The 20,503-nt window shown below is 65.4% G+C and carries 19 protein-coding genes; 9 read left to right on the top strand and 10 right to left on the bottom strand.

Annotated features, from left to right (window positions below; all coding sequences use genetic code 11):
* Positions 1–24 precede the first annotated feature (24 nt).
* A complete protein-coding gene (locus AC07PZ_RS20525) occupies positions 25–1,650 on the bottom strand; it encodes an EAL domain-containing protein (protein WP_495296969.1) in 1,626 nt (541 codons plus the stop codon).
* Between the two features lie 233 nt (positions 1,651–1,883).
* Between AC07PZ_RS20525 and AC07PZ_RS20520 the strand changes: the two genes are divergently transcribed.
* Complete coding sequence (locus AC07PZ_RS20520) at positions 1,884–2,372, top strand: hypothetical protein (protein ID WP_495296968.1); 489 nt, start codon at positions 1,884–1,886, stop codon at positions 2,370–2,372.
* Here AC07PZ_RS20520 and AC07PZ_RS20515 read toward each other — a convergent pair.
* Positions 2,366–3,301, bottom strand: coding sequence for a LysR family transcriptional regulator (locus tag AC07PZ_RS20515; RefSeq protein ID WP_495296967.1), 936 nt, complete (start codon positions 3,299–3,301; stop codon positions 2,366–2,368). The genes AC07PZ_RS20520 and AC07PZ_RS20515 overlap by 7 nt on opposite strands.
* A gap of 120 nt (positions 3,302–3,421) precedes the next feature.
* On the opposite strand from AC07PZ_RS20515, the gene AC07PZ_RS20510 reads away from it, so the two are divergent.
* From AC07PZ_RS20510 to AC07PZ_RS20500, 3 genes are all read left to right on the top strand, one after another.
* On the top strand, positions 3,422–4,390 hold the full coding sequence (locus AC07PZ_RS20510; RefSeq protein WP_495296966.1) for a hydroxymethylglutaryl-CoA lyase: 969 nt from the start codon (positions 3,422–3,424) through the stop codon (positions 4,388–4,390).
* An 8-nt stretch (positions 4,391–4,398) separates the two neighbouring features.
* A complete protein-coding gene (locus AC07PZ_RS20505) occupies positions 4,399–5,562 on the top strand; it encodes a CaiB/BaiF CoA transferase family protein (protein ID WP_495296965.1) in 1,164 nt (387 codons plus the stop codon).
* A gap of 137 nt (positions 5,563–5,699) precedes the next feature.
* Positions 5,700–6,662 (top strand): tripartite tricarboxylate transporter substrate binding protein, encoded by a 963-nt coding sequence (locus AC07PZ_RS20500; RefSeq protein WP_495297096.1) that lies wholly within the window; start codon positions 5,700–5,702, stop codon positions 6,660–6,662.
* A gap of 2 nt (positions 6,663–6,664) precedes the next feature.
* On the opposite strand, the gene AC07PZ_RS20495 is transcribed toward AC07PZ_RS20500, so the two are convergent.
* Positions 6,665–7,147, bottom strand: coding sequence for an Lrp/AsnC family transcriptional regulator (locus tag AC07PZ_RS20495; RefSeq protein WP_495296964.1), 483 nt, complete (start codon positions 7,145–7,147; stop codon positions 6,665–6,667).
* Between the two features lie 121 nt (positions 7,148–7,268).
* On the opposite strand from AC07PZ_RS20495, the gene hppD reads away from it, so the two are divergent.
* Together hppD and phhA are read left to right on the top strand one after the other, a co-directional pair.
* Positions 7,269–8,357 carry a 4-hydroxyphenylpyruvate dioxygenase gene (hppD, locus tag AC07PZ_RS20490; RefSeq protein ID WP_495296963.1) on the top strand — a complete coding sequence of 363 codons (1,089 nt, stop codon included), beginning with the start codon at positions 7,269–7,271 and terminating at the stop codon, positions 8,355–8,357.
* A gap of 2 nt (positions 8,358–8,359) precedes the next feature.
* Complete coding sequence (gene phhA / locus AC07PZ_RS20485) at positions 8,360–9,256, top strand: phenylalanine 4-monooxygenase (RefSeq protein ID WP_495296962.1); 897 nt, start codon at positions 8,360–8,362, stop codon at positions 9,254–9,256.
* A 41-nt stretch (positions 9,257–9,297) separates the two neighbouring features.
* On the opposite strand, the gene AC07PZ_RS20480 is transcribed toward phhA, so the two are convergent.
* The 3 genes from AC07PZ_RS20480 to dnaG form a co-directional block, all read right to left on the bottom strand.
* The gene (locus tag AC07PZ_RS20480; protein WP_495296961.1) at positions 9,298–10,527 is read right to left on the bottom strand and encodes a multidrug effflux MFS transporter; all 1,230 of its coding nucleotides are present in this window, start codon (positions 10,525–10,527) and stop codon (positions 9,298–9,300) included.
* A gap of 94 nt (positions 10,528–10,621) precedes the next feature.
* Positions 10,622–12,961: an RNA polymerase sigma factor RpoD gene (gene rpoD / locus AC07PZ_RS20475; protein ID WP_495296960.1), complete on the bottom strand. Its 2,340-nt coding sequence runs from the start codon at positions 12,959–12,961 to the stop codon at positions 10,622–10,624.
* Positions 12,962–13,237: 276 nt separating this feature from the next.
* Entirely contained in the window at positions 13,238–15,205 is a 1,968-nt protein-coding gene (gene dnaG, locus AC07PZ_RS20470; RefSeq protein ID WP_495296959.1) for a DNA primase, read from the bottom strand.
* 87 nt (positions 15,206–15,292) lie between these two features.
* Between dnaG and AC07PZ_RS20465 the strand changes: the two genes are divergently transcribed.
* Entirely contained in the window at positions 15,293–16,198 is a 906-nt protein-coding gene (locus tag AC07PZ_RS20465) for a YihY/virulence factor BrkB family protein (RefSeq protein WP_495296958.1), read from the top strand.
* A 16-nt stretch (positions 16,199–16,214) separates the two neighbouring features.
* Here AC07PZ_RS20465 and AC07PZ_RS20460 read toward each other — a convergent pair whose 3' ends face one another.
* Both AC07PZ_RS20460 and AC07PZ_RS20455 read right to left on the bottom strand, forming a co-directional pair.
* A complete protein-coding gene (locus AC07PZ_RS20460) occupies positions 16,215–16,973 on the bottom strand; it encodes a 3-hydroxyacyl-CoA dehydrogenase (RefSeq protein ID WP_495297095.1) in 759 nt (252 codons plus the stop codon).
* A gap of 122 nt (positions 16,974–17,095) precedes the next feature.
* Complete coding sequence (locus AC07PZ_RS20455) at positions 17,096–17,647, bottom strand: phasin family protein (protein ID WP_495297094.1); 552 nt, start codon at positions 17,645–17,647, stop codon at positions 17,096–17,098.
* 189 nt (positions 17,648–17,836) lie between these two features.
* Between AC07PZ_RS20455 and AC07PZ_RS20450 the strand changes: the two genes are divergently transcribed.
* A complete protein-coding gene (locus AC07PZ_RS20450) occupies positions 17,837–18,274 on the top strand; it encodes an acyl-CoA thioesterase (protein WP_495296957.1) in 438 nt (145 codons plus the stop codon).
* Between the two features lie 71 nt (positions 18,275–18,345).
* Here AC07PZ_RS20450 and AC07PZ_RS20445 read toward each other — a convergent pair whose 3' ends face one another.
* Both AC07PZ_RS20445 and AC07PZ_RS20440 read right to left on the bottom strand, forming a co-directional pair.
* Positions 18,346–18,750, bottom strand: coding sequence for a hypothetical protein (locus tag AC07PZ_RS20445; protein WP_495296956.1), 405 nt, complete (start codon positions 18,748–18,750; stop codon positions 18,346–18,348).
* 76 nt (positions 18,751–18,826) lie between these two features.
* Complete coding sequence (locus AC07PZ_RS20440; protein WP_495296955.1) at positions 18,827–19,060, bottom strand: CsbD family protein; 234 nt, start codon at positions 19,058–19,060, stop codon at positions 18,827–18,829.
* Between the two features lie 210 nt (positions 19,061–19,270).
* On the opposite strand from AC07PZ_RS20440, the gene pncB reads away from it, so the two are divergent.
* A complete protein-coding gene (pncB, locus tag AC07PZ_RS20435) occupies positions 19,271–20,488 on the top strand; it encodes a nicotinate phosphoribosyltransferase (RefSeq protein WP_495296954.1) in 1,218 nt (405 codons plus the stop codon).
* The last annotated feature ends 15 nt before the right edge of the window (positions 20,489–20,503 follow it).

Raw genomic sequence — 20,503 nt, 5'->3', positions numbered from 1 at the left:
CCTGCCTGGGCCGCAGCCGATGCCTCAAGCCGTCGTGGCGGCGAATCCCGACGATGTGCGTTCGGGCTCGGCCCATGCCCGGTTGCGCGAGATGAGCTCGCGCAGCGCAGGAATCGAGTTGGGGCGGCCGAACAGCCAACCCTGCGCGTACTGCACGCCGTGCTCGCGCAGGAAGCGGGCCTGCGCCTCGGTCTCCACGCCTTCCGCCACGACCTCGAGGCCGAGCGACTTGGCCAGCTCGATCACCACGCTCACGACCTGGCCGCCCGCGCCGCCGCGGCCGATGGCATCGACGAAGCGCTTGTCGATCTTGAGCAGGTCCAGGCTGAAGCTGCTGAGGAACGCCAGGCTCGAATAGCCGGTGCCGAAGTCATCGATGGCAACGCGCATGCCGATGGTGCGGATCTCGTCGATGACGCGCGCCACCACGCCGCCTTCCAGGAAGCCGCGCTCCGTCGCCTCGACCCAGAAGCTCTGGGCGGGAAGGCCGGTGCGGTCGAGCATGTCGGTCAGCATGCTCACCGTCCGATCGGAGTTGAGGTCGGCGGCCGACAGGTTGATGCTGATGTGGAAGTCCGGATGCTGCTTCAGGAAGGCGGCCGCATCGTCGGCCACCAGCTGCACCACGCGCTCGGTCACGAGCTCGATGAAGCCGGCCTTCTCGGCGGCCGGAATGAAGCGATCGGGCGGCACCATGCGCTCGCCGCTCTGCCAGCGGATCAGCGCCTCGGCACCGACGAAGCGACCGCTGCGCAGGTCGACGATCGGCTGGTACTGCATGAACACCTGCGGTGACTGCAGCGCGAAGCGGAAGCCCGTGATGCGATGCGTGATCTGGCGTATCAGCGTGAACAGGCCGACGGACAGCAGCAGACCCAGCAGCCCGCCGGCCGGCATGATCACCCAGAGCGCCGCGTTGATGTTGTCCTGGATGCGTGCGACCGGCAGCGCGGCGTACGCGACGAGGTCCACTTCGGGCGAGCTGTGCATGGCCACCTGGAACTGGCCGTCGAAGTAGCTGGCCTCGGCTTCGCCGCGCAGTGCGTGCGCCCATTCGCTGCGGAACACGCCACGGCCCGTGATCGGCGTGCCCGTGCTGCGCAGGAACACGCCCAGCGGCACGTCGGGCGCCGTACGGATGATGTCGAGCGCCACGCTCTGGTCGACGAACACGGCGACCCCTTCGCGCTCGACCACCACGTACTTGTGGCCCTCGATGCCCGGCAGGTTGACCATCACGCGCGTCGTCGTGCCGAGCTTGCCGGTGGCCAGCGCGGGGCCGAGCGACACGCCCTCGCCATAGCTGCCGCGCAGGGTCGAGCACAGCAGCTTGTCGCCCTGCATCCGGCCGATGGCCTGGACCTGGATCGAACTGGTGGTGAGTTCCCGCATCAGGTTGAGGCTGGCCTCGCCGCAGACGTCGTCGCCGAAATCCTGCTGGGTCAGCGTGGCGATGATCGACGCGACGTTCGCGTTGGTGGCTTCGGCCTTGCTCAGCACTTCGATGGACGCCTTCATCGCGCGGTCGGCGCTGAGGCTGTGGCCGCGTATGTCCGCGAGCCACGCCGCTACCGCGACGCAGGTGCAGATCAGGAGTGCGCATGCCACAAGGTTCAACGCCAGGGCGAGCGTGCTGCGCATGGAGATCATGGGCAGGTTCACTGTCGAAGCCCCGTGTGTTCTACGTCCTCGTCAGCGTGATTGGGGGCCATCGGGACTGTGGGATTCCTTGAATGCATCTTGAAGACAGCGTTGTCGACCCCATCGATCATCGCCGCATTTTCGTGTGATGCGTCACATATATGCATCCCATCTAATTGCGACAGCAACGGAATGTTGCAGCGCGCTATGCTAGGAACATGTTGAGCGAAACTGCCGCTGCCATGAGCGAGCTGATGGCGTCCCTGCTGCGGACCGGCGGCATGCCGCACGCGCTGAATTACCTCAACGGCCGTGTGCCGCATCGCTTCACGGCGCTCTACCGGCTCGAAGGCGATCGGCTGCGCAACGTGTTCCTTCACGACAAGGCGGGCATCCGGCCGCTGTTCCTGCAGAACCTTCCGCTCGACGGCAGCTATTGCCGGCTGGCGATGCGCGACGGCTCGTTTCGCACCGACGACGCGAGCCATGATCGACGGCTCGTGGGCCACCCGTTGCAGGATGTCGTGCTGTGCTATCACAGCGTGCCGATCCACACGGACAAGGGCGAGATGCTGGGCACCGTGTCGCACTTCGACGTCGAGCGTTGCACCGCATTGAGCAATCAGGAGTTCGAGTTTCTGCACGTGGCTGCGCGCATGTTGCGGGACCACGTGGGCGTTCCCGGCGCGGGGGGCGACCGTTCATCGCCGCCGGGTCGCCACTCTCATTGACCCGAACGCTCGAGCGGATCGCGCGCCTCGGCATCGGCGCAGGCAGCGAGGTGCGCGAGCAGCAGTCTTGCCGCCGGCGACAACGCGCTCTCGTTGCGAAAGCAGATTGAAAAGTTGCGCTCGGCCCATGCATCGGTGAGCGCGATGACGCGCAATCCGAAGTTGTGGGCAAGCGGCTCGACCACTTCACGTGGCGCCACCGCGATGCCGAGGTTGGCACGCACGCAGCGCAGTTCGGCATCGAAGGTCGAGACCAGGGCCCGATAGGTCACGGGCCGTCCGATGATCGCCGCCGCGCGCGCCAGCATGGTGTGCACGGCCGTCGATGCCGGCAGGCCGATCTGCTCGAACGGCAATGTCTCCTCGAAGCTGCATTGCGGCTGTCGCGCCAGCGGATGCGATGCATGGGCCACGATGGCCAGCCGGTCGCTGCGGTAGCGCCGTGTCTGCAGTCCATCGAGATCGGCTGCGTCCCAGCACACGCCGAGCGATGCCGAGCCTTCGCGAATGGCACGCACCAGGTCCCGGCTCAGGCTCTCTTCGAGATCGACGCGGATGTCTTCGTGGCCGGGCGCCTGCAGGAAGTCGGCGATGTCGTCGGGCAGGCTTTCCGCGATGGACGACACCGACGCCAGCATGCGCACCTGGCCCTTGATGCCGCGGCCGTAAGCCGCCATGTCGCGGGCGACGCGTTCGGCGCTCGCCAGCATGCCGCGGGCGTGTTCCAGCAGGATCTCGCCGGCCGCGGTCGGCGCCACGCCGCGGCGCCGTCTCTCCAGCAACTGCGTGCCGACCACGCTCTCCAGCTGCGCGAGCCGCTTGCTGATGGCCGAGGCGACGATGTTCTCCAGTTCCCCGGCGCGGGCGATGTTGCGGGTCTCGCAAACGGTGACGAAGAGCCGGAGGCTGGTGAGGTCGAGGTCGCGCATGGCATTCCGTTTGGGAATCTTCAGGCTGACAGATTACCGCTTTTGGAAGCTCTCGGGAATGTCTAGAGTCAGGGCAAAGCACTCGGCCCTCATCCTGACGAAGGGCCATGGAGACAACCGATGAACACAGAATCCCCGCGCCTGCCGCGCGCCGCCGTCATTCGCGAAGTGGGCTTGCGCGATGGCTTGCAGAGCATTGCCACCATCCTGTCGACCGAGCACAAGCGCGCGTGGATCCAGGCGGCTCATGCCGCCGGCCAGCGCGAGATCGAGGTCGGCTCGTTCGTGCCGGCGCGCCTGCTGCCGCAACTCGCCGACACCGCCGAATTGCTCGCCGACGCGAAGGCGCTGCCAGGGCTCTTCGCTTCGGTGCTGGTGCCGAACCTGAGAGGCGCCGAGAGCGCGATCGCCGGAGGCGCCGACCTGATGATCGTGCCGCTGTCGGCCAGCCATGCGCACAGCCTTGCCAACCTGCGCAAGACGCCCGACGAGGTCGTGGCCGAGGTCGCGCGCATCCGTGCGGCACGCGATGCGGCCGGTTCGAAGACGCTGATCGAAGGTGGCGTCGGCACGGCTTTCGGCTGCACGCTGCAGGGCGAAGTCGACCCGGCCGAGGTGCTGCGCCTGATGCAGGCACTGCTCGATGCCGGGGCCGATCGCGTGAGCCTCGCCGACACCGTCGGCTATGCCGATCCGGCCATGGTGCGCAGCCTGTTCACGCAGGCCGTGAAGATCGCTGGCGACCGCTTCTGGTGTGGCCATTTCCATGACACGCGCGGCCTCGGCCTCGCCAACGTCTATGCGGCGCTCGAAGTGGGTGTGGCGCGATTCGACGCCTGCCTGGCCGGCATCGGCGGATGTCCGCATGCACCGGGCGCGAGCGGCAACGTCGCGACCGAAGACCTGGCCTACATGCTCGGCAGCATGCGCATCGACACCGGCATCGACATCGCGCAGCTGTTGGCGCTGCGCGAACGCGTGGCCGGCTGGCTGGCCGGCGAGACATTGCACGGCACGCTCTGGCAGGCCGGCCTGCCCCGGACTTTCGCGGCACGTGCGCCGTCTTCTCTCACTGCATCCGCTTCCTGAAGGAACCCATGAGCAACGAACATCCAAGGTCCGCAGACCTGCCACTGGCCGGCGTGCGCGTCGTCGAGTTCACCCACATGGTGATGGGCCCGACCTGCGGAATGATCCTGGCCGATCTCGGCGCGGAAGTCATCAAGATCGAGCCGCCCGGCGGCGACAAGACGCGGCGGTTGCCGGGTCTGGGCATCGGCTTCTTCCGCGCCTTCAACCGTAACAAGAAGAGTGTGGTGCTCGACATCTCGACGCCGGAGGGCCGCGCCACCGCGACCGAGCTGATCGGCGAATGCGACGTCGTGCTGGAGAACTTCCGGCCTGGCCTGATGGTGGAATTCGGGCTCGACCATGCCACGCTGTCGAAGCGCTATCCGCGGCTGATCTCCGTGTCGCACAAGGGCTTCCTGCCGGGTCCGTACGAGAACCGGCTGGCGCTCGACGAGGTGGTGCAGATGATGGGCGGACTGTCGTACATGACCGGGCCGGAGGGCCGGCCGCTGCGCGCGGGCACGTCCGTCAACGACATCATGGGCGGCATGTTCGGTGCGATCGGCGTGCTGGCCGCGCTGCGCGAACGCGAGCGCACGGGCCGTGGCCAGGAAGTGCAGAGCGCGTTGTTCGAGAACTGCGTGTTCCTGTCGTCCCAGCACATGCAGCAGTTCGCGATGACCGGCGAGGCGCCGCCGCCGATGCCGTCGCGTGTCTCGGCGTGGAGCGTGTACGACGTGTTCACGCTGGCCGACGGCGAGCAGCTCTTCATCGGTGCAGTCAGCGACAAGCAGTTCCTGACGCTGTGCCGCGTGCTGGAGAGCCCCGAGCTCGCCGCCGACCCCGCGCTGGCCAGCAACGCCTTGCGGGTCGCCGTGCGCCCCGCGCTGCTGGCGCGTCTCGGCGAGATCCTTACGCACCACCGCATCGAGGACCTCGCGCCGAAGCTGGAAGCGGCGGGAATACCTTACGCGCCCATCGTGCGCCCCGACCAGCTGATGACCGATCCGCATCTGCTGCAGAGCGGCGGCCTGGTACCGATGGAATGCGACGACGGCAGCATGACCGAGGTCGTGCTGCTGCCGCTGACGCTGGGCGGCCGGCGTCCCGGCGTGCGACAGCCGCTGGCGCGGGTCGGCGAACACACCGACGAGGTGCTCGGCCGGCTCGTGTCGCGCGAGCCTGCCTGATCCGGCCGGCGCCATGCGGGCGCCGCGCGACGAATTCCGCATCGGTCCGCCCCACGCACATCCATACATACATAAGGAGACAAGACATGACGACCCCATCGAATCCCGCGAGCCCCGCAACGTTCGCGAAGCCCGCGATGACCCGCCGCGGCGTGCTCGGCCTCGGCGCCGCGGCACTGGGCTGCGCGGCCTGGCCGGCCCTGGCGCAAGGCGACAGGCCGGTGCGCATCATCCTGCCGATCAGCGCCGGTTCGGGCGTCGATGCGATTGCCCGCGCCGCCACGGGCGCGCTCGGCAAGTCCTTCGGCCAACCGGTCGTGATCGAGAACCTGCCGGGCGCCGGCGGCATCACCGGCGCGTCCGCGATCGTCAAGGCGGCGCCCGATGGTTTCACGCTGGGCCTGGTGTCGAACAACCACGTCATCAATCCGTCGGTCTTCAAGAAGATGCCCTTCGACGCGATCAACGACATCACGCCGATCAGCGTGATCGGCGCCACGCCGCTGGTGCTCCTGGTGAATCCAAAGGTGCCGGCGAAGAACGTGGCGGAGCTGGTCGCGCTCCTGAAGGCGAAGCCCGACGGCTACAACTACGCCTCGTCCGGCAACGGTACGGTGATCCATCTGGCCGGCGAGATGTTCATGGACGAGGCGGGCGTGAAGGCCCGCCACATTCCCTACAAGGGCACCGGCCCGATGGTGACCGACATGATCGCGGGGCAGGTCGAGATCGGCGTGGTCGCGCTGCCGGCCGTGCAGGCCTACATGAAGAGCGGCGCGCTGCGTGCGATCGGGCTGTGCGGGCCTGCGCGTTCGCCGGCTGCGCCCGACCTGCCCACGATCGCCGAACAAGGCCTGCCGAACTACGCGATCGAGGGCTGGTTCGCCGTGATCGGCCCGGCGAAGATGGCCGCCGCGGACGTGCAGCGCGTGCATGACGCCATCGTCGCCGCGTACACGAGCCCCGAGGTGCGCGAGGCGATGGACCGGCAGGGCAACATCATCAAGCCGACCTCGCCCGACGTGGCGGCCGCCTACTTCCGCAGCGAGGCGGCGCGCTATGCGCAGCTGGTGAAGAAGGCGAACGTGGTCGTGGAGTAGGCCTATATCGGCAGCGCCGTCGTCGTCTTCACGCGGTCGAGCACGAAGCTGGTCTTGCAGTCCTGCACGCTCGGGTGCTTGAGCAGCGTGTCCATCACGAAGCGGGAGTAGTCGCTCATGTCGGCGACCACGACGCGCAGCAGGTAGTCCATGTCGCCGGTCAGCGATGCGCACTCGACCACCTCGGGCCAGCCCTGCACCGATGCGCGGAACGCGTCCATCGGGCTGCGCTTGTGGCGCTCGGTGTGCTTTTCGAGCCGCACGTTGATGTAGGCCGTCAGCGCCAGGCCGACGCGGTCGGCCCGCAGCAGCGCGACATAGCCCGCGATCACGCCGGCTTCTTCCAGCCGCTTGACCCGCCGCAGCGTGGCGGACGACGACAGGCTGACGGCGGCGGCGAGCTCGTCGTAAGTGGCACGGCCGTTGGCCTGAAGCGCGCGAAGCACGCGCAAATCGATCGCATCGAGTTCGGCTGGAGCGTTCATGCAGCCGATCTTGCAGGAATCCTGCGCAGACCGCCACCCATGCCCTGCAAGTTGCAGGAATTCTGTGTGCCGAATGCCTAGCATGGAGCCCATACCCCACCGTTTGAATCTGGAGACCCCGATGACCGATCTGTTCGACAACCCCATGGGCCTGATGGGCTTCGAGTTCGTGGAATTCGCCTCGCCCGAGGCCGGCGTGCTGGAGCCCGTGTTCGAAACGCTCGGCTTCACGCTGGTCGCCAAGCACCGTTCCAAGGACGTCGTGCTGTACCGCCAGGGCGATATCAACTTCATCGTCAACCGCGAGCCCAAGAGCCCGGCGGCCTATTTCGCCGCCGAACATGGCCCGTCGGCCTGCGGCCTGGCGTTCCGCGTGAAGGATGCGCACAAGGCCTACAACCGCGCGCTCGAGCTCGGCGCGCAGCCGATGGAAATCGCCACCGGTCCGATGGAACTGCGCCTGCCGGCCATCAAGGGCATCGGCGGTGCGCCGCTGTACCTGATCGACCGCTTCGAAGAAGGCAAGTCGATCTACGACATCGATTTCGAATTCATCGAAGGCGTCGATCGCCATCCGGTCGGCCATGGTCTGCAGCTGATCGACCACCTGACGCACAACGTGTACCGCGGCCGCATGACCTTCTGGGCCGACTTCTACGCCAAGCTCTTCAACTTCCGCGAAATCCGCTACTTCGACATCCAGGGCGAGTACACCGGCCTGACCTCCAAGGCCATGACGGCGCCCGACGGCAAGATCCGCATTCCGCTCAACGAGGAGTCCAAGAAGGGCGGCGGCCAGATCGAGGAATTCCTGATGCAGTTCAACGGCGAAGGCATCCAGCACATCGCGCTGATCTGCGACAACCTGAAGGACGCGGTGGACAAGCTGGCGCTGGCCGGCGTGCAGACGGCGACCGCACCCAACGACATCTACTACGAGATGCTCGACGGCCGCCTGCCGGGCCACGGCCAGAACGTGCCCGAACTGCAGGCGCGCGGCATCCTGATGGATGGAACCACCGAGGGCGGCAATCCGCGCCTGCTGCTGCAGATCTTCTCCACGCCGGTGTTCGGGCCGGTGTTCTTCGAGTTCATCGAGCGCCGTGGCGACTACCGCGAAGGCTTCGGCGAAGGCAACTTCAAAGCGCTGTTCGAATCGCTCGAACGCGACCAGATCCGCCGCGGCGTCCTGGACACGGCCGAGGCCTGAGCATGCCGGCTGCCGAAGCGACCAAGCACGGGCTCGCGGCCGGCGATGCCGCCAGGCCGGACCGGCCGGACTGGACCATCGACCAGGGCTGGTCGAACTACACGCCGGCGGAACATGCGGTCTGGAAGACGCTGTTCGAGCGGCAGACGAAGCTGCTGCCCGGCCGTGCCTGCGACGAATTCGTCGAGGGCATGAAGAACCTGCCGATCGGCGCCGACAGGATCCCCGACTTTCGCGCGCTCAGCGAGGTGCTGATGCAACGCACCGGTTGGCAGGTCGTGGCGGTTCCGGGGCTGGTGCCCGACGAGGTCTTCTTCGAGCACCTGGCCAACCGGCGCTTCCCTTCGGGCAATTTCATCCGCAAGCCGCACGAGCTCGACTACCTCGAGGAACCCGACGTGTTCCACGATGTGTTCGGGCATGTGCCGATGCTCATGAATCCGGCCATCGCCGACTACATCCAGGCCTACGGCGAAGGCGGCCTGCGCGCGCAGAAGCTCGGCGTGCTGAACAAGCTGGCGCGCGTGTATTGGTACACGGTCGAATTCGGCCTCATCCAGCAGAAGGACGGTTTGCGGATCTACGGCGCCGGCATCGCGTCGTCGCGCACGGAAAGCGTTTTCTCATTGGACGACCCGTCGCCGAACCGGATCGGGTTCGACCTCGAGCGCGTCATGCGGACCAACTACCGCATCGACGATTTCCAGGAGAGCTATTTCGTGATCGACAGCCTGGAAGAGTTGCTCGACCTGGCGCGCATCGACTTCGGGCCGCTCTACCAGCGGATCGCCGGATTGCCGGACTTCGAGCCCGGCGACGTGCTGCCGCATGACCGCGTGCTCAGTCGCGGCACCGGCCGGTATCACGACATGAAGCGGACGACCGCCGCTGCGGCCTGAGCGGCGGGCCTGGCCTGCGCCGGGCTGGGGATGGCAGGGCGCTAGACGGCGACGCGGCGCCCGATCGCCGGCCAGCGCCGGTGCAGCCAGACCCACGCCACCAGGCCGATCGCCATCATCAGGATCGAGGTGACGGCCAGCGCCAGCGGTGAATGCATCACGAGCGGTGCGATCACACCGGCGACGATGCCGTTGGCGGTCGATCCGATCACCGCCTGCAGCGACGACGCCATGCCGCGTCGCTCCGGATGCAGGTCGAGCACCAGCAGCGTGACGACCGGCACCATCAGCGCCCAGCCGAAGGCGAACACGCCCAGCGGCCACAGTGCCCAGGCCGCATGCGGCGTGAACAGCATGTTGGCGATCACGTTCACCAGCGACGTGACCAGCATGATCAGGAAGCCGTCGCGAATCTGCCGCTTGGGCGCGACCTTGCCGGCCATGCGCCCGCTGACCCAGGCGCCGGCCATGATGCCGCCGATGGTCATCAGGAAGAACCAGAAGAACTGCGTGGGCTCCAGTCGCAGGTGGTCGCCCAGAAAGGCGGGCGCCGCCAGCACGTAGAGGAACATGCCGTTGAAGGGCACGCCGCTCGCGAGCGCCAGCAACAGGAAGCGCGGGTCGGAGCACAGATCCCAGTAGCCACGCATCAGGTGCTTCACCTCGAAGGGTTGCCGGTGGGTTGGATGCAGCGTTTCCGGCAGCAGCTTCCAGTTGGCGACGAACAGGATCACGCCGACGGCGACCAGAAACCAGAACACGCTGTGCCAGCCCAGGTGGACGAACAGGAAGCCGCCGACGATCGGCGCAATGGCCGGCGCCACGCCGAAATAGATGGTGACCTGGCTCATCACCTTCTGCGCCTCGGCCGGCGGGAACATGTCGCGGATGACGGCCCGCGACACCACGATGCCCGCACCGGTCGAAAGCCCTTGCAGCGCCCGGAAGAACACCAGCTGGCCGATGCTCTGCGACAGCGCGCAGCCGAGCGATGCCAGCGTGAACAGCGCCATGCCGGCGAGCACGACCGGCCGGCGGCCGAAACTGTCCGACAGCGCGCCGTGGAACAGGTTCATGAAGGCGAAGCCGAACAGGTAGGCCGACAGCGTCTGCTGCATCTCGACCGGCGTGGCGCCGATGGACCGTGCAATGCCGGAGAACGCCGGGATGTAGGTGTCGATGGAAAAAGGCCCGACCATGCCGAGCACCGCGAGCAGGATGGCCAGCGCCCATCGTGGGGCTTGCCAGAGTTTGGCGGCGTCCGGATTCATGTGTGTCTCTCTTTTTTGTGCGATCAAGAAAAAAGCGCCCGGCACCCGAAGGACGGGTGCGGCGGGCGCTTCGGGCTCCGAAACCCTTCCGGGATCAGAGCGTATCGATGAAGCTGCGCAGCTTGTCCGAGCGCGACGGGTGCTTCAGCTTGCGCAGCGCCTTGGCTTCGATCTGGCGAATGCGCTCGCGCGTCACGTCGAACTGCTTGCCGACTTCTTCCAGCGTGTGGTCGGTCGACATCTCGATGCCGAAGCGCATGCGCAGCACCTTGGCTTCGCGCGGCGTGAGCGAGTCGAGGATGTCCTTGACCACGTCGCGCAGGCCGGCCTGCATCGCGGCCTCGATCGGGGCCGTGTTGCTGCTGTCCTCGATGAAGTCGCCCAGGTGCGAATCGTCGTCGTCGCCGATCGGCGTTTCCATGGAGATCGGCTCCTTGGCGATCTTCATGATCTTGCGGATCTTGTCTTCCGGGATCTCCATCTTCTCGGCCAGGATCGACGCGTCGGGTTCGAAGCCGAACTCCTGCAGATGCTGGCGCGAGATGCGGTTCATCTTGTTGATCGTCTCGATCATGTGCACCGGAATGCGGATGGTGCGCGCCTGGTCGGCGATCGAGCGGGTGATCGCCTGGCGGATCCACCACGTCGCATAGGTCGAGAACTTGTAGCCGCGACGGTATTCGAACTTGTCGACCGCCTTCATCAGGCCGATGTTGCCTTCCTGGATCAGGTCCAGGAACTGCAGGCCGCGGTTGGTGTACTTCTTGGCGATGGAGATCACGAGGCGCAGGTTGGCCTCGATCATTTCCTTCTTGGCATCGCGCGACGACGACTCGCCGTCGTTCATGCGCTTGTTGATGTCCTTGAGCTGCGTCAGCGGCACCACCACGCGCGACTGGATGTCAGCCAGGCGTTGCTGCAGTTCCTGCACCGGCGGAATGTTGCGCGCGAGCACGGCACTCCACGGCTTGCCGGCTGCGGCCTGCTTCTCGACCCACTTCAGGTTCAGCAGGTTCGACTCGACGCGCTTGCCGTTCTTGTCGAAGCCGCCGAAGTCGCGGATGAAGTCTTCCTGCGGGAAGCCGCACTTGTCCACGATGATGCGGCGGAGTTCGCGTTCCTTCTTGCGCACGTCGTCGACCTGCGTGCGCACCAGGTCGCACAGCTTCTCGATGGTCTTGGCCGTGAAGCGGATGGTCATCAGCTCGTCCGACAGGGCTTGCTGCGCCTTCTGGTAGTTGGGCGTGCCGTAGCCTTCCTTGTCGTAGATCTTGTGGACCTTCTCGAACATCGCGGCAATGCGGTCGAAACGCTCCAGCGCATCGCGCTTGAGTTCTTCGAGCTTCTTGGTCAGCGCCTTGGAGCCGCCCTTGCCGTCGTCGTCGTCTTCCTCGTCGAATTCGTCGAAGTCTTCTTCGGCCACGTAGTCGTCGGCCTCGTTCGGGTTCGAGAAGCCGTCGACGATGGTCGAGATCACGACCTTGCCTTCACGGATGTCGGCCGCCAGTCGCAGGATCTCGGCGATGGTGGCGGGCGATGCGGAGATCGCCTCCATCATGGCCATCAGGCCGCCTTCGATGCGCTTGGCGATTTCGATTTCGCCTTCGCGCGTCAGCAGTTCGACCGTGCCCATTTCGCGCATGTACATGCGGACCGGGTCGGTCGTGCGGCCGAATTCGCTGTCGACGGTCGACAGTGCGGCTTCGGCTTCTTCTTCGGCTTCTTCGACGGTCGTCGCGGTGGGCGCGGTGTTATTCAGCAGCAGCGTTTCGGCGTCGGGTGTTTGTTCGTACACCGCCACGCCGAGGTCGTTCAGCATCGTGACCACGACTTCCATGGTCTCGGCATCGACCAGCTTGTCGGGCAAGTGGTCGGAGATTTCGCCCTGCGTCAGGTAGCCGCGCGTCTTGCCCAGCGTGATCAGGGTCTTCAGGCGCGAACGGCGCTTGGCCATGTCCTCTTCGGACAGGACGGTTTCGTCCAGGCCGAATTCCTTCATCAAGGCGCGTTCCTTCGCCTTGCTGATCTTCATGCGCAGCGGCTTGACCTTTTCTTCGGTCGCGCCCGGGGCGGCAGCGACCGGCTCGTCGCCGGCCAGATCTTCTTCGATGTCCGACAGATCGACGTCGCTCACGGGCGCTTCATTGCCGGCCTTCGGCTTGCGGCCGCGCTTGGCGCCGGTGGCGGGCGCAGCGGCGGTGGTGCTGGCGGCCTTCGGCGGGCGGCCGGCTTTCTTGGCTGCGGGGGCTGCGGCCTTGGTGGTTTCGTCGATCGTGGCGGTCGTGGATTTGGTTGGCACTGGTTTCACTTTCGTTGCGGCTGTCGCCTTGGACGCGGCGGGCCCCGATTTAGTTGCCGGCGACGCAGTCGCTTTCAACGGCTTGTCGGCAACGGGTTTGGCGGCGGAAACGGCAGGCTTCTTCGAACTGGGCATACGACCTCGGTGCAAAAAGAATGGACAAGCGGAATCACGAGCGCCACAAACCCGGCGCAGGCATCGGTACACGGACAAGGGGCAAGGAGGAAACGGGTTCCTCAAAAGGCAAGATGTCGGGCGAACATTTGGTGTGCAGTCCTTGCGGTGTATTGACCCGTTTCCCGTTGGGAAGTGCATTGCGCATGGGGTCGGCCCGGAGGTGCTGCTGTCGCTCTTGCCTAATTTCGCCTATTGCGAAGCCCTACATTATAGCGTGATGCGCGTTTTCAAGTGTCACGCCGATGACGGTTTGAGACGATTGCGCAGTTCGATCCGCCGGATTTCCAGCGCGCGATAGCGTTCCAGCGCCGCAGGATCCGAGCCAACCGCTGCGATGGCCTCGCTCTGGTGCGCCTTCAGCAGGTCGTCCAGCATGAAGTCGAGCACGCTGCGCAGCTCCTTGGCGGCGTCGGCCAGATGATCGCCTTCCGCGCCGGATTCGGCGATCGGGCCGCCGCCAGGGTCGGTCATCGCACGCTCGGCCAGCGCCTCGAAGGACAGGCCGCGCAGGCCTTCGCGCAGGGCTGCCCAGGGCTGCACGCCGTGTTCGTGCCACTGGGTGTCGAGCCAGGTGAACAGCCGGCCATGCTCGCCCGGCAGGTCGCAAAGCAGTCCGTGCAACTCGTGCGACAGCGCGGCCCATTCGTGCATGTTCGACAGCAGCAGCCGGGCCGCCACGTCGGGCCGTCCGGGCGGGCGCACGCGGCCGCGGCCGGGCGGCTCGAAGTTCTTCTCGCGTGCCTTGCGCTCGCGGCGCTCGCGCCAATCGCCACGGTCCTTCTTGTCCCAGCTGTCGCGGCGCTCGTAAGCCGGCGGCGGCGCACCGTCGTAGTCGTCGAAGGCGGGCGGCTCCGAACCGGATGAAGAGGGCTGGGGCGTGTAAGCCGCGCGCGGCGCCGCCGCGGCAGGCGTCCAGAGCTGGCTGATTTCCTGTGCGCTGAGCTGCACCAGCTCAGCGATCTCGCCGAGCAGCTGGCGCTTGAGCGCACCGTCCGGCAGGGCGCTCCAGAGCGGGCGTGCATTGCTCGCCATGTGGGCGCGGCCTTCCGCCGTGCCCAGGTCGCAGCCTTCCCGGGCCGCTTCGACCATGAAGCGGCTCAGCGGCGTGGCCTCGTTCACGAAGCGTGCGAAGGCCTCGGCGCCGAATTCGCGGATGAAGCTGTCGGGGTCGTGCTCGGCCGGCAGGAACAGGAACTTGACGCTGCGCACATCCGTCGCATAGGACAGGGCGCCGTCCAGCGCCTTGCGGGCGGCGCGCCGCCCGGCCGCGTCGCCGTCGAAGCTGAACACGACCGAATCGGTGAAGCGGAACAGCTTCTGCACATGTTCGGGCGTGCAGGCCGTGCCGAGCGTGGCCACCGTGTTGGGAAAGCCCAGCTGCGCCAGCGCGACCACGTCCATGTAGCCCTCGGTGACCAGCGCGTAGCCCTTGTCGCGGAAGGCGGCGCGCGCCTCGTACAGGCCGTAGAGCTCGCGCCCCTTGCTGAAGACCGGTGTTTCGGGCGAGTTGAGGTACTTCGGCTTCTCGTCGCCGAGCACCCGGCCGCCGAAACCGATGCATTCACCCTTGACGTTGCGGATCGGGAACATCACGCGATCGCGGAAGCGGTCGTAGCGTTTGCCATCGTCGTCCTCGCCGACGATCACCAGGCCGCTCTCCGCAAGCAGCGGATCGTCGTATTCCGGGAACACGCTGGCCAGGGTGCGCCAGCCCGCAGGTGCATAGCCGATACCGAATTGTTTGGCGACCTCGCCCGAGACGCCGCGACCCTTCAGGTAGTCGATCGCGCCAGGCGACTGGCGCAGGTGCTTGCGGTAGGCCTCGCCGGCCTTCTCCAGCACTTCGGACAACGTGGCCTGTTTCTGCCGCTGGCCGGCGGCACGCGCGCGGTCCTCGGGGGAGGCGTCGTCCTCGGGCACCTGCAGGCCGTATTCGCCCGCGAGGTCGTGCACGGCTTCGACGAAGCCCATGCCGGCATGTTCCATCAGGAAGCCGATGGCATTGCCATGCGCGCCGCAGCCGAAGCAGTGATAGAACTGCTTGGTCGGGCTGACGGAGAACGAGGGCGATTTTTCGCCATGGAAGGGGCACAGCCCCATGAAATTGGCGCCGGCCTTCTTGAGCTGGACGTAACGCCCGACGATTTCGACCACGTCGGCGCGCGCGATCAGCTCCTGGATGAAAGATTGAGGGATGGTCATGTAGGCGGGGAGCGGCAAATGATACGCAAGGTGCTCGACCGTCGTCTCACGGCGGCATACTGACTTGCTCCAGAACGCTCAAGCCGCATGATCCACAGCCCCCTCACGCATGTCTCGCCGCTGCTGCGCCACCCGTTGCGTTTCCTGTGGTCGGCACTCAAGAGTTTCAAGGCGAATCAGGGCTTGCTGCTGGCCGGGGCCGTGGCCTATTACGCGCTGCTGTCCATCGTGCCGCTGCTGATCGTCAGTGTGATCGCCCTGTCGCACGTGATCGAGCAGGCCGAGTTGCTGAGCACCGTCGGCCGCTACCTGGAGTGGCTGCTGCCCGGCCAGTCACGCGCCATCGTCGAGGAGCTGTCGAACTTTCTCGCGCACCGCGACGTGCTCGGTCCGGTGCTCCTGGTCACGATGATCTTCTTCAGTTCTCTGGCGTTCACGGTGCTGGAGAGCGCGATGGCGGTGATCTTCCACCATCGCAAGGCCGATCGTCGGCGCCACTACCTGGTTTCGGCCGTCATGCCCTATCTGTACATCCTGAGTCTGTGCGTCGGTTTGCTGCTGGTCACGCTGGTGTCGGGCGCGCTGCAGCTGATTGGCCAGGAAAGCGTCGAACTGCTGGGCTACAGCTGGTCGCTGTCGGGGGTTTCCGGCGTGCTGCTGTATCTGCTGGGCCTGGGCGGCGAGATCTTCATGCTGACCTCGCTGTACCTCGTGATGCCGGTCGGCCGGCTGTCGCTTCGCCATGCGCTGCTGGGCGGCGTGACCGCTGCGCTGCTGTGGGAAGTCACGCGGCGGGTGCTGGTCTGGTATTTCTCGACGCTGTCGCAGGTCAATGTCGTCTATGGCTCGCTGACGACGGCCATCGTCGTCCTGCTGAGCCTGGAGATCGCCGCCACGCTGGTGCTTTTCGGCGCGCAGGTCATCAGCCAGTACGAGCGGCTGGAGCGCACCGGCCATGCCGGGCCGCTCCAGGCGGACATGTCTGCGCGCTGACGCGCTGGCAGCGGGGTTACCTCGGCGCCAAGCGGATCGCGCCGTCCAGGCGGATCACTTCGCCGTTGAGCATGTCGTTCTCGATGATGTGCTTGGCCAGCTTGGCGTAGTCCTCGGGCGTGCCCAGGCGCGAAGGGAAGGGCACGCTGGCGGCGAGTGCGTCCTGCACTTCCTGGGGCATGCCGAACAGCATCGGCGTGCCGAAGATGCCGGGTGCGATCGTCATGTTCCGGATGCCGCTGCGAGCCAGGTCGCGTGCGATCGGAAGCGTCATGCCGACCACGCCGCCCTTGGACGCGCTGTAGGCGGCTTGCCCGATCTGGCCGTCGTATGCCGCCACGGAGGCGGTGGAAATCATCACGCCGCGCTCACCGGTGGACTCCGGCTCATTCTTGGCCATCGCGTCAGCGGCGAGGCGAATCATGTTGAAGGTCCCGATCAGGTTGACCGTGACGGTCTTGCTGAAGACGGCCAGCGCGTGCGGGCCGTTCTTGCCCACGGTTTTTTCGGCCGGCGCGATGCCGGCGCAGTTCACCAGTCCGACCAGCTTGCCCAGCTTCTGGGCCGCGGCCACGACGGCCTGGCCGTCGGCTTCCTGGCTCACATCGCACCGTACGAAAGCGCCGCCGATCTCGCGGGCCACGGCTTCGCCTTTTTCGGCCTGCATGTCGGCCACCACGACCTTGGCGCCATTCGCCGCCAGCATCCGCGCCGTGCCTTCGCCCAGGCCCGAAGCGCCGCCGGTGACGATGAAAACCTTGCCTTCGATCTGCATGAAAAAGTCTCCTGATAAGAAGACAGCATTATCGAAGAGCGAGCCGGAATAAAAAAAGGCCCGATCCTGAGATCGGGCCTTGAATTGGATCCGGGAGGATCCAAGGAGACAAGGGGTACGGCTCAACGCTTGCGCGGTGTTGCTGCAGTCTTGGCAGCGTTCACGGCCTGAGCGGAGACGGCGCTGAAATTGGCTTCGGCAACGTCGCTGGCTTGCTTGACGGCCTTTTGGACGGACTCGAAAGCATTGTTGGCGGCAGCCACGGCGCTCTTCATGACGGCGACGGCGGTTTCGGAGCCAGCCGGTGCATTCTTGGCGGCGCTGTCGACCAGACCGACGAAGGCCTGCTGCGCTTCGGCTGCCTTGCCTTCGAAGGCCTTGCTGAATTCGGCGCCGGTGCCTTGCGCGATGTCGTACAGATGACGGCTGTAGGCGGCGGTCTTTTCTGCGAGGGGCTGGAACAGGCTGGCTTGCAGTGCGAGCAGTTCCTGTGCGTCCTTGACGCTCAGGATCGCCTGGCTGGCGGTGGCGGCTTCGGACAGTGCAGCCTTGGAGGCAGTCACGTTCAATTCGACGAGCTTCTCGACGCCTTCGAAGGCCTTGGTGGTCAGGCCGAACAGGGTTTCGAGGTTGGCTTTTTGGGCGGCGAGGATTTGGTCAGCGGTCAGTGCCATGGCAGAACTCCGGAAAGGTTGATTGGATGGATCACGTTGCGCTGCGCCTGCCACTGTCATGTTGCGGTGCAGCATGGATCGAAGTATAGGGAGCTGAGCGTATCGATCAACCCCTTTGGCCGCTGCGAGGCCGGTTTAGAGCGTGTTTTCTAATTCGGCTGCCGCGGGGTGGCTGGCAGAATCTGCGGCATGAGCAGCCGTCCCCAGCCCCATTCCCGTTCGGTGTACCGCGCCTTTCGGTCAATCTCCACCCGTTGGTCGGACAACGACATCTACGGCCATGTCAACAACGTCGTTTATTACAGCTGGTTCGACACTGCGGTGAACACGTTGTTGATCGAAAAAGGCGCGCTCGACATCCATCAGGGTGACACCATCGGCTTCGTCGTGGAGACGCAGTGCAACTACTTTGCGCCCCTCGCGTTTCCGCAGACCGTCGAAGCCGGCATGCGCGTCGCGCATGCGGGGAGTTCGAGCGTGCGCTATGAAATCGGCCTGTTCGCCGAAGGCGCCGACACTGCGGCCGCGCAGGGGCACTTCGTCCATGTCTACGTCGACCGCACGACGAATCGGCCGGTCAAGCTGCCCGAGGCCTTGCAGCGCGTGGTGACGGAACTGTCGGCCTGAAGAGGCATCGTCTCCACCATTGAAAAAGGCGCCACATGGGCGCCTTTTTCATGACTGCATGGTGATGCAGATCACATCTTCTTCATGGCCTTGATGTCGGCCTTGCCCTTGGCTTCGTCGGCCTTGGCTTGCTTCACGCAGGCGTTCTTGGCATCGCCATTCTGGTCGTCGCACTTTTCCTTGGCGACTTCATAGGCGGCGGAGACCTTTTCTTCGGCGACCTTGCGGGCGTGGCCGTTGGTCGGCTTGTATTGCTGTTCCAGTTCAGCCTTGGCGACCTTTTCCTGGCCCTTGGCTTCCTTCTCGCAGACGTCCTTGGCGTTGTCCTTCAGGGTGTCGCATTGGGCCTTGGCGACCTTGTAGTCGGCCTCGATCTTTTCCTTGGCAACCTTGTATTCGTCCTTGGTCACAGCGCCGGCCTGGCCAGCGATGAAACAGGAAGAAGCAATGGCGAGCATGAGCAGATGTTTTTTCATGATGAGTCCTTCGGAGTTGTGTTGATCGTTGTGTAAAGTGAAGTCTGTGGATCTGGAAATGAAGCGCGAATTGCGCTCAGACCTTCTCGTACCAGAGAGCGGCTGGCGTGCGGCCGTCGCGCACTTCCCAGTCCTTGATCTGTTTTTCCGCTTCATCGCGGCTGACGCCGTGGCGTTCCTGAATGCGGCCCAGAAGCTGGTCGCGCTTGCCGGCGATCACGTCGAAGTCATCGTCGGTGAGCTTGCCCCACTGTTCCTTGACCTTGCCCTTGAGCTGCTTCCAATTGCCTTCGATGGTGTCTTTGTTCATGCTGATCTCCTTCTCGATTGATTCGAACTCGTCCGCCTGGCCGAGCGACCGGGGACTGGAGTCCTCTGCCGCTCTGTTGGCGTGAGGAGAACTGTGTTCAGACCCCATCGCGGGGCTGGTAGGACTCTCCGGGAAGGGGCCGTAGGCAGGCACCGACGGAGATCGTGATAATCGAACGCTTGCCCGACCAAGAGACACGCGCGCCGCAACATGATCATTCAAAGCCTGCTCGATACCGACCTCTACAAGTTCACGATGATGCAGGTGGTGCTGCATCACTTTCCCGGAGCGCAGGTCGAGTACCGCTTCAAGTGCCGCAACCCCGGAGTCGACCTCGCGCAGTTCGCCAGCCAGATCCGCGACGAGGTCCGCCACCTCTGTTCGCTGCAGTTCCGGGAGCCGGAACTGGCCTATCTCAAATCGATGCGCTTCATCAAGAGCGACTTCATCGACTTCCTCGGGCTGTTCCGCCTCAATGAGAAATACATCGACATCGTGGCGCTGCCTTCGGGCGAGCTCGACATCCAGATCAAGGGGCCGTGGCTGCACACGATCCTGTTCGAGATTCCGGTGCTGGCGATCGTCAACGAGGTCTATTTCCGCAATACGCAAAGGTATCCCGACCTGACCGAAGGCCGGCGACGGCTCGAGACCAAGATCGGGCAGCTGAAGGCCGAAGGCCTGTCGGACCTGAAGATTGCCGACTACGGCACGCGCCGCCGTTTTTCCAAGGATTGGCACGAGGAGGTGCTGCGTACGCTGAGCGCGCGCCTGGGTGCGGTTGCAGCGCCGACTGCAACGAGCAGCGCGGCGCTTGCGCAGTTCGCTGGGACCAGCAACGTGCTCTACGCCATGAAGCTCGGTCTGCTTCCACTGGGCACGATGGCCCACGAGTATCTGCAGGCCTGTCAGGCGCTCGGCCCGCGGCTGCGGGACAGCCAGGTCTTCGGGTTCGAATCGTGGGCGCGGGAGTACCGGGGTGATCTGGGCATCGCCCTGTCCGACGTGTATGGGATGAGCGCCTTCCTGCGCGACTTCGACCTGTATTTCTGCAAGCTCTTCGATGGCGCGCGTCACGACAGTGGCGATCCGTTCCAGTGGGGCGAGCGCATGCTGGCGCACTACGCGGCCAACCGGGTGAACCCGAGGACCAAGACGCTGATCTTCAGTGACGGTCTCACCATCCCGCGCACCATCGAGCTGTATCACCAGTTTCGCGGCCGTTGCCTGCTGGCTTTCGGCATCGGCACGAATCTCACCAACGACCTGGGCTACGAGCCGCTGCAGATCGTGATCAAGATGGTCCGCTGCAACGGCCAGCCGGTCGCCAAGCTGTCGGACACGCCGTCGAAGAACATGTGCGACGACGAGAAGTACCTTGCCTATCTTCGCCAGGTCTTCGAGATCGAGCAGCCGCCCTCCGCCTGAACGGCGAGCGCGGCG

The organism is Variovorax sp. GW821-FHT10B04 (genome assembly GCF_059415645.1).
The sequence above is the reverse complement of the archived record's forward strand: the minus strand, read 5'-3'. Positions and strand labels throughout refer to the sequence as shown.

Excerpts from the sequence above, each read along its gene's own strand:
- AC07PZ_RS20525 (WP_495296969.1), bottom strand. The coding sequence starts at position 1,650 with ATGATCTCCATGCGCAGCACGCTCGCCCTGGCGTTGAACCTTGTGGCA.
- AC07PZ_RS20520 (WP_495296968.1), top strand. The coding sequence starts at position 1,884 with ATGAGCGAGCTGATGGCGTCCCTGCTGCGGACCGGCGGCATGCCGCAC.
- AC07PZ_RS20515 (WP_495296967.1), bottom strand. The coding sequence starts at position 3,301 with ATGCGCGACCTCGACCTCACCAGCCTCCGGCTCTTCGTCACCGTTTGC.
- AC07PZ_RS20510 (WP_495296966.1), top strand. The coding sequence starts at position 3,422 with ATGAACACAGAATCCCCGCGCCTGCCGCGCGCCGCCGTCATTCGCGAA.
- AC07PZ_RS20505 (WP_495296965.1), top strand. The coding sequence starts at position 4,399 with ATGAGCAACGAACATCCAAGGTCCGCAGACCTGCCACTGGCCGGCGTG.
- AC07PZ_RS20500 (WP_495297096.1), top strand. The coding sequence starts at position 5,700 with ATGACCCGCCGCGGCGTGCTCGGCCTCGGCGCCGCGGCACTGGGCTGC.
- AC07PZ_RS20495 (WP_495296964.1), bottom strand. The coding sequence starts at position 7,147 with ATGAACGCTCCAGCCGAACTCGATGCGATCGATTTGCGCGTGCTTCGC.
- hppD (WP_495296963.1), top strand. The coding sequence starts at position 7,269 with ATGACCGATCTGTTCGACAACCCCATGGGCCTGATGGGCTTCGAGTTC.
- phhA (WP_495296962.1), top strand. The coding sequence starts at position 8,360 with ATGCCGGCTGCCGAAGCGACCAAGCACGGGCTCGCGGCCGGCGATGCC.
- AC07PZ_RS20480 (WP_495296961.1), bottom strand. The coding sequence starts at position 10,527 with ATGAATCCGGACGCCGCCAAACTCTGGCAAGCCCCACGATGGGCGCTG.
- rpoD (WP_495296960.1), bottom strand. The coding sequence starts at position 12,961 with ATGCCCAGTTCGAAGAAGCCTGCCGTTTCCGCCGCCAAACCCGTTGCC.
- dnaG (WP_495296959.1), bottom strand. The coding sequence starts at position 15,205 with ATGACCATCCCTCAATCTTTCATCCAGGAGCTGATCGCGCGCGCCGAC.
- AC07PZ_RS20465 (WP_495296958.1), top strand. The coding sequence starts at position 15,293 with ATGATCCACAGCCCCCTCACGCATGTCTCGCCGCTGCTGCGCCACCCG.
- AC07PZ_RS20460 (WP_495297095.1), bottom strand. The coding sequence starts at position 16,973 with ATGCAGATCGAAGGCAAGGTTTTCATCGTCACCGGCGGCGCTTCGGGC.
- AC07PZ_RS20455 (WP_495297094.1), bottom strand. The coding sequence starts at position 17,647 with ATGGCACTGACCGCTGACCAAATCCTCGCCGCCCAAAAAGCCAACCTC.
- AC07PZ_RS20450 (WP_495296957.1), top strand. The coding sequence starts at position 17,837 with ATGAGCAGCCGTCCCCAGCCCCATTCCCGTTCGGTGTACCGCGCCTTT.
- AC07PZ_RS20445 (WP_495296956.1), bottom strand. The coding sequence starts at position 18,750 with ATGAAAAAACATCTGCTCATGCTCGCCATTGCTTCTTCCTGTTTCATC.
- AC07PZ_RS20440 (WP_495296955.1), bottom strand. The coding sequence starts at position 19,060 with ATGAACAAAGACACCATCGAAGGCAATTGGAAGCAGCTCAAGGGCAAG.
- pncB (WP_495296954.1), top strand. The coding sequence starts at position 19,271 with ATGATCATTCAAAGCCTGCTCGATACCGACCTCTACAAGTTCACGATG.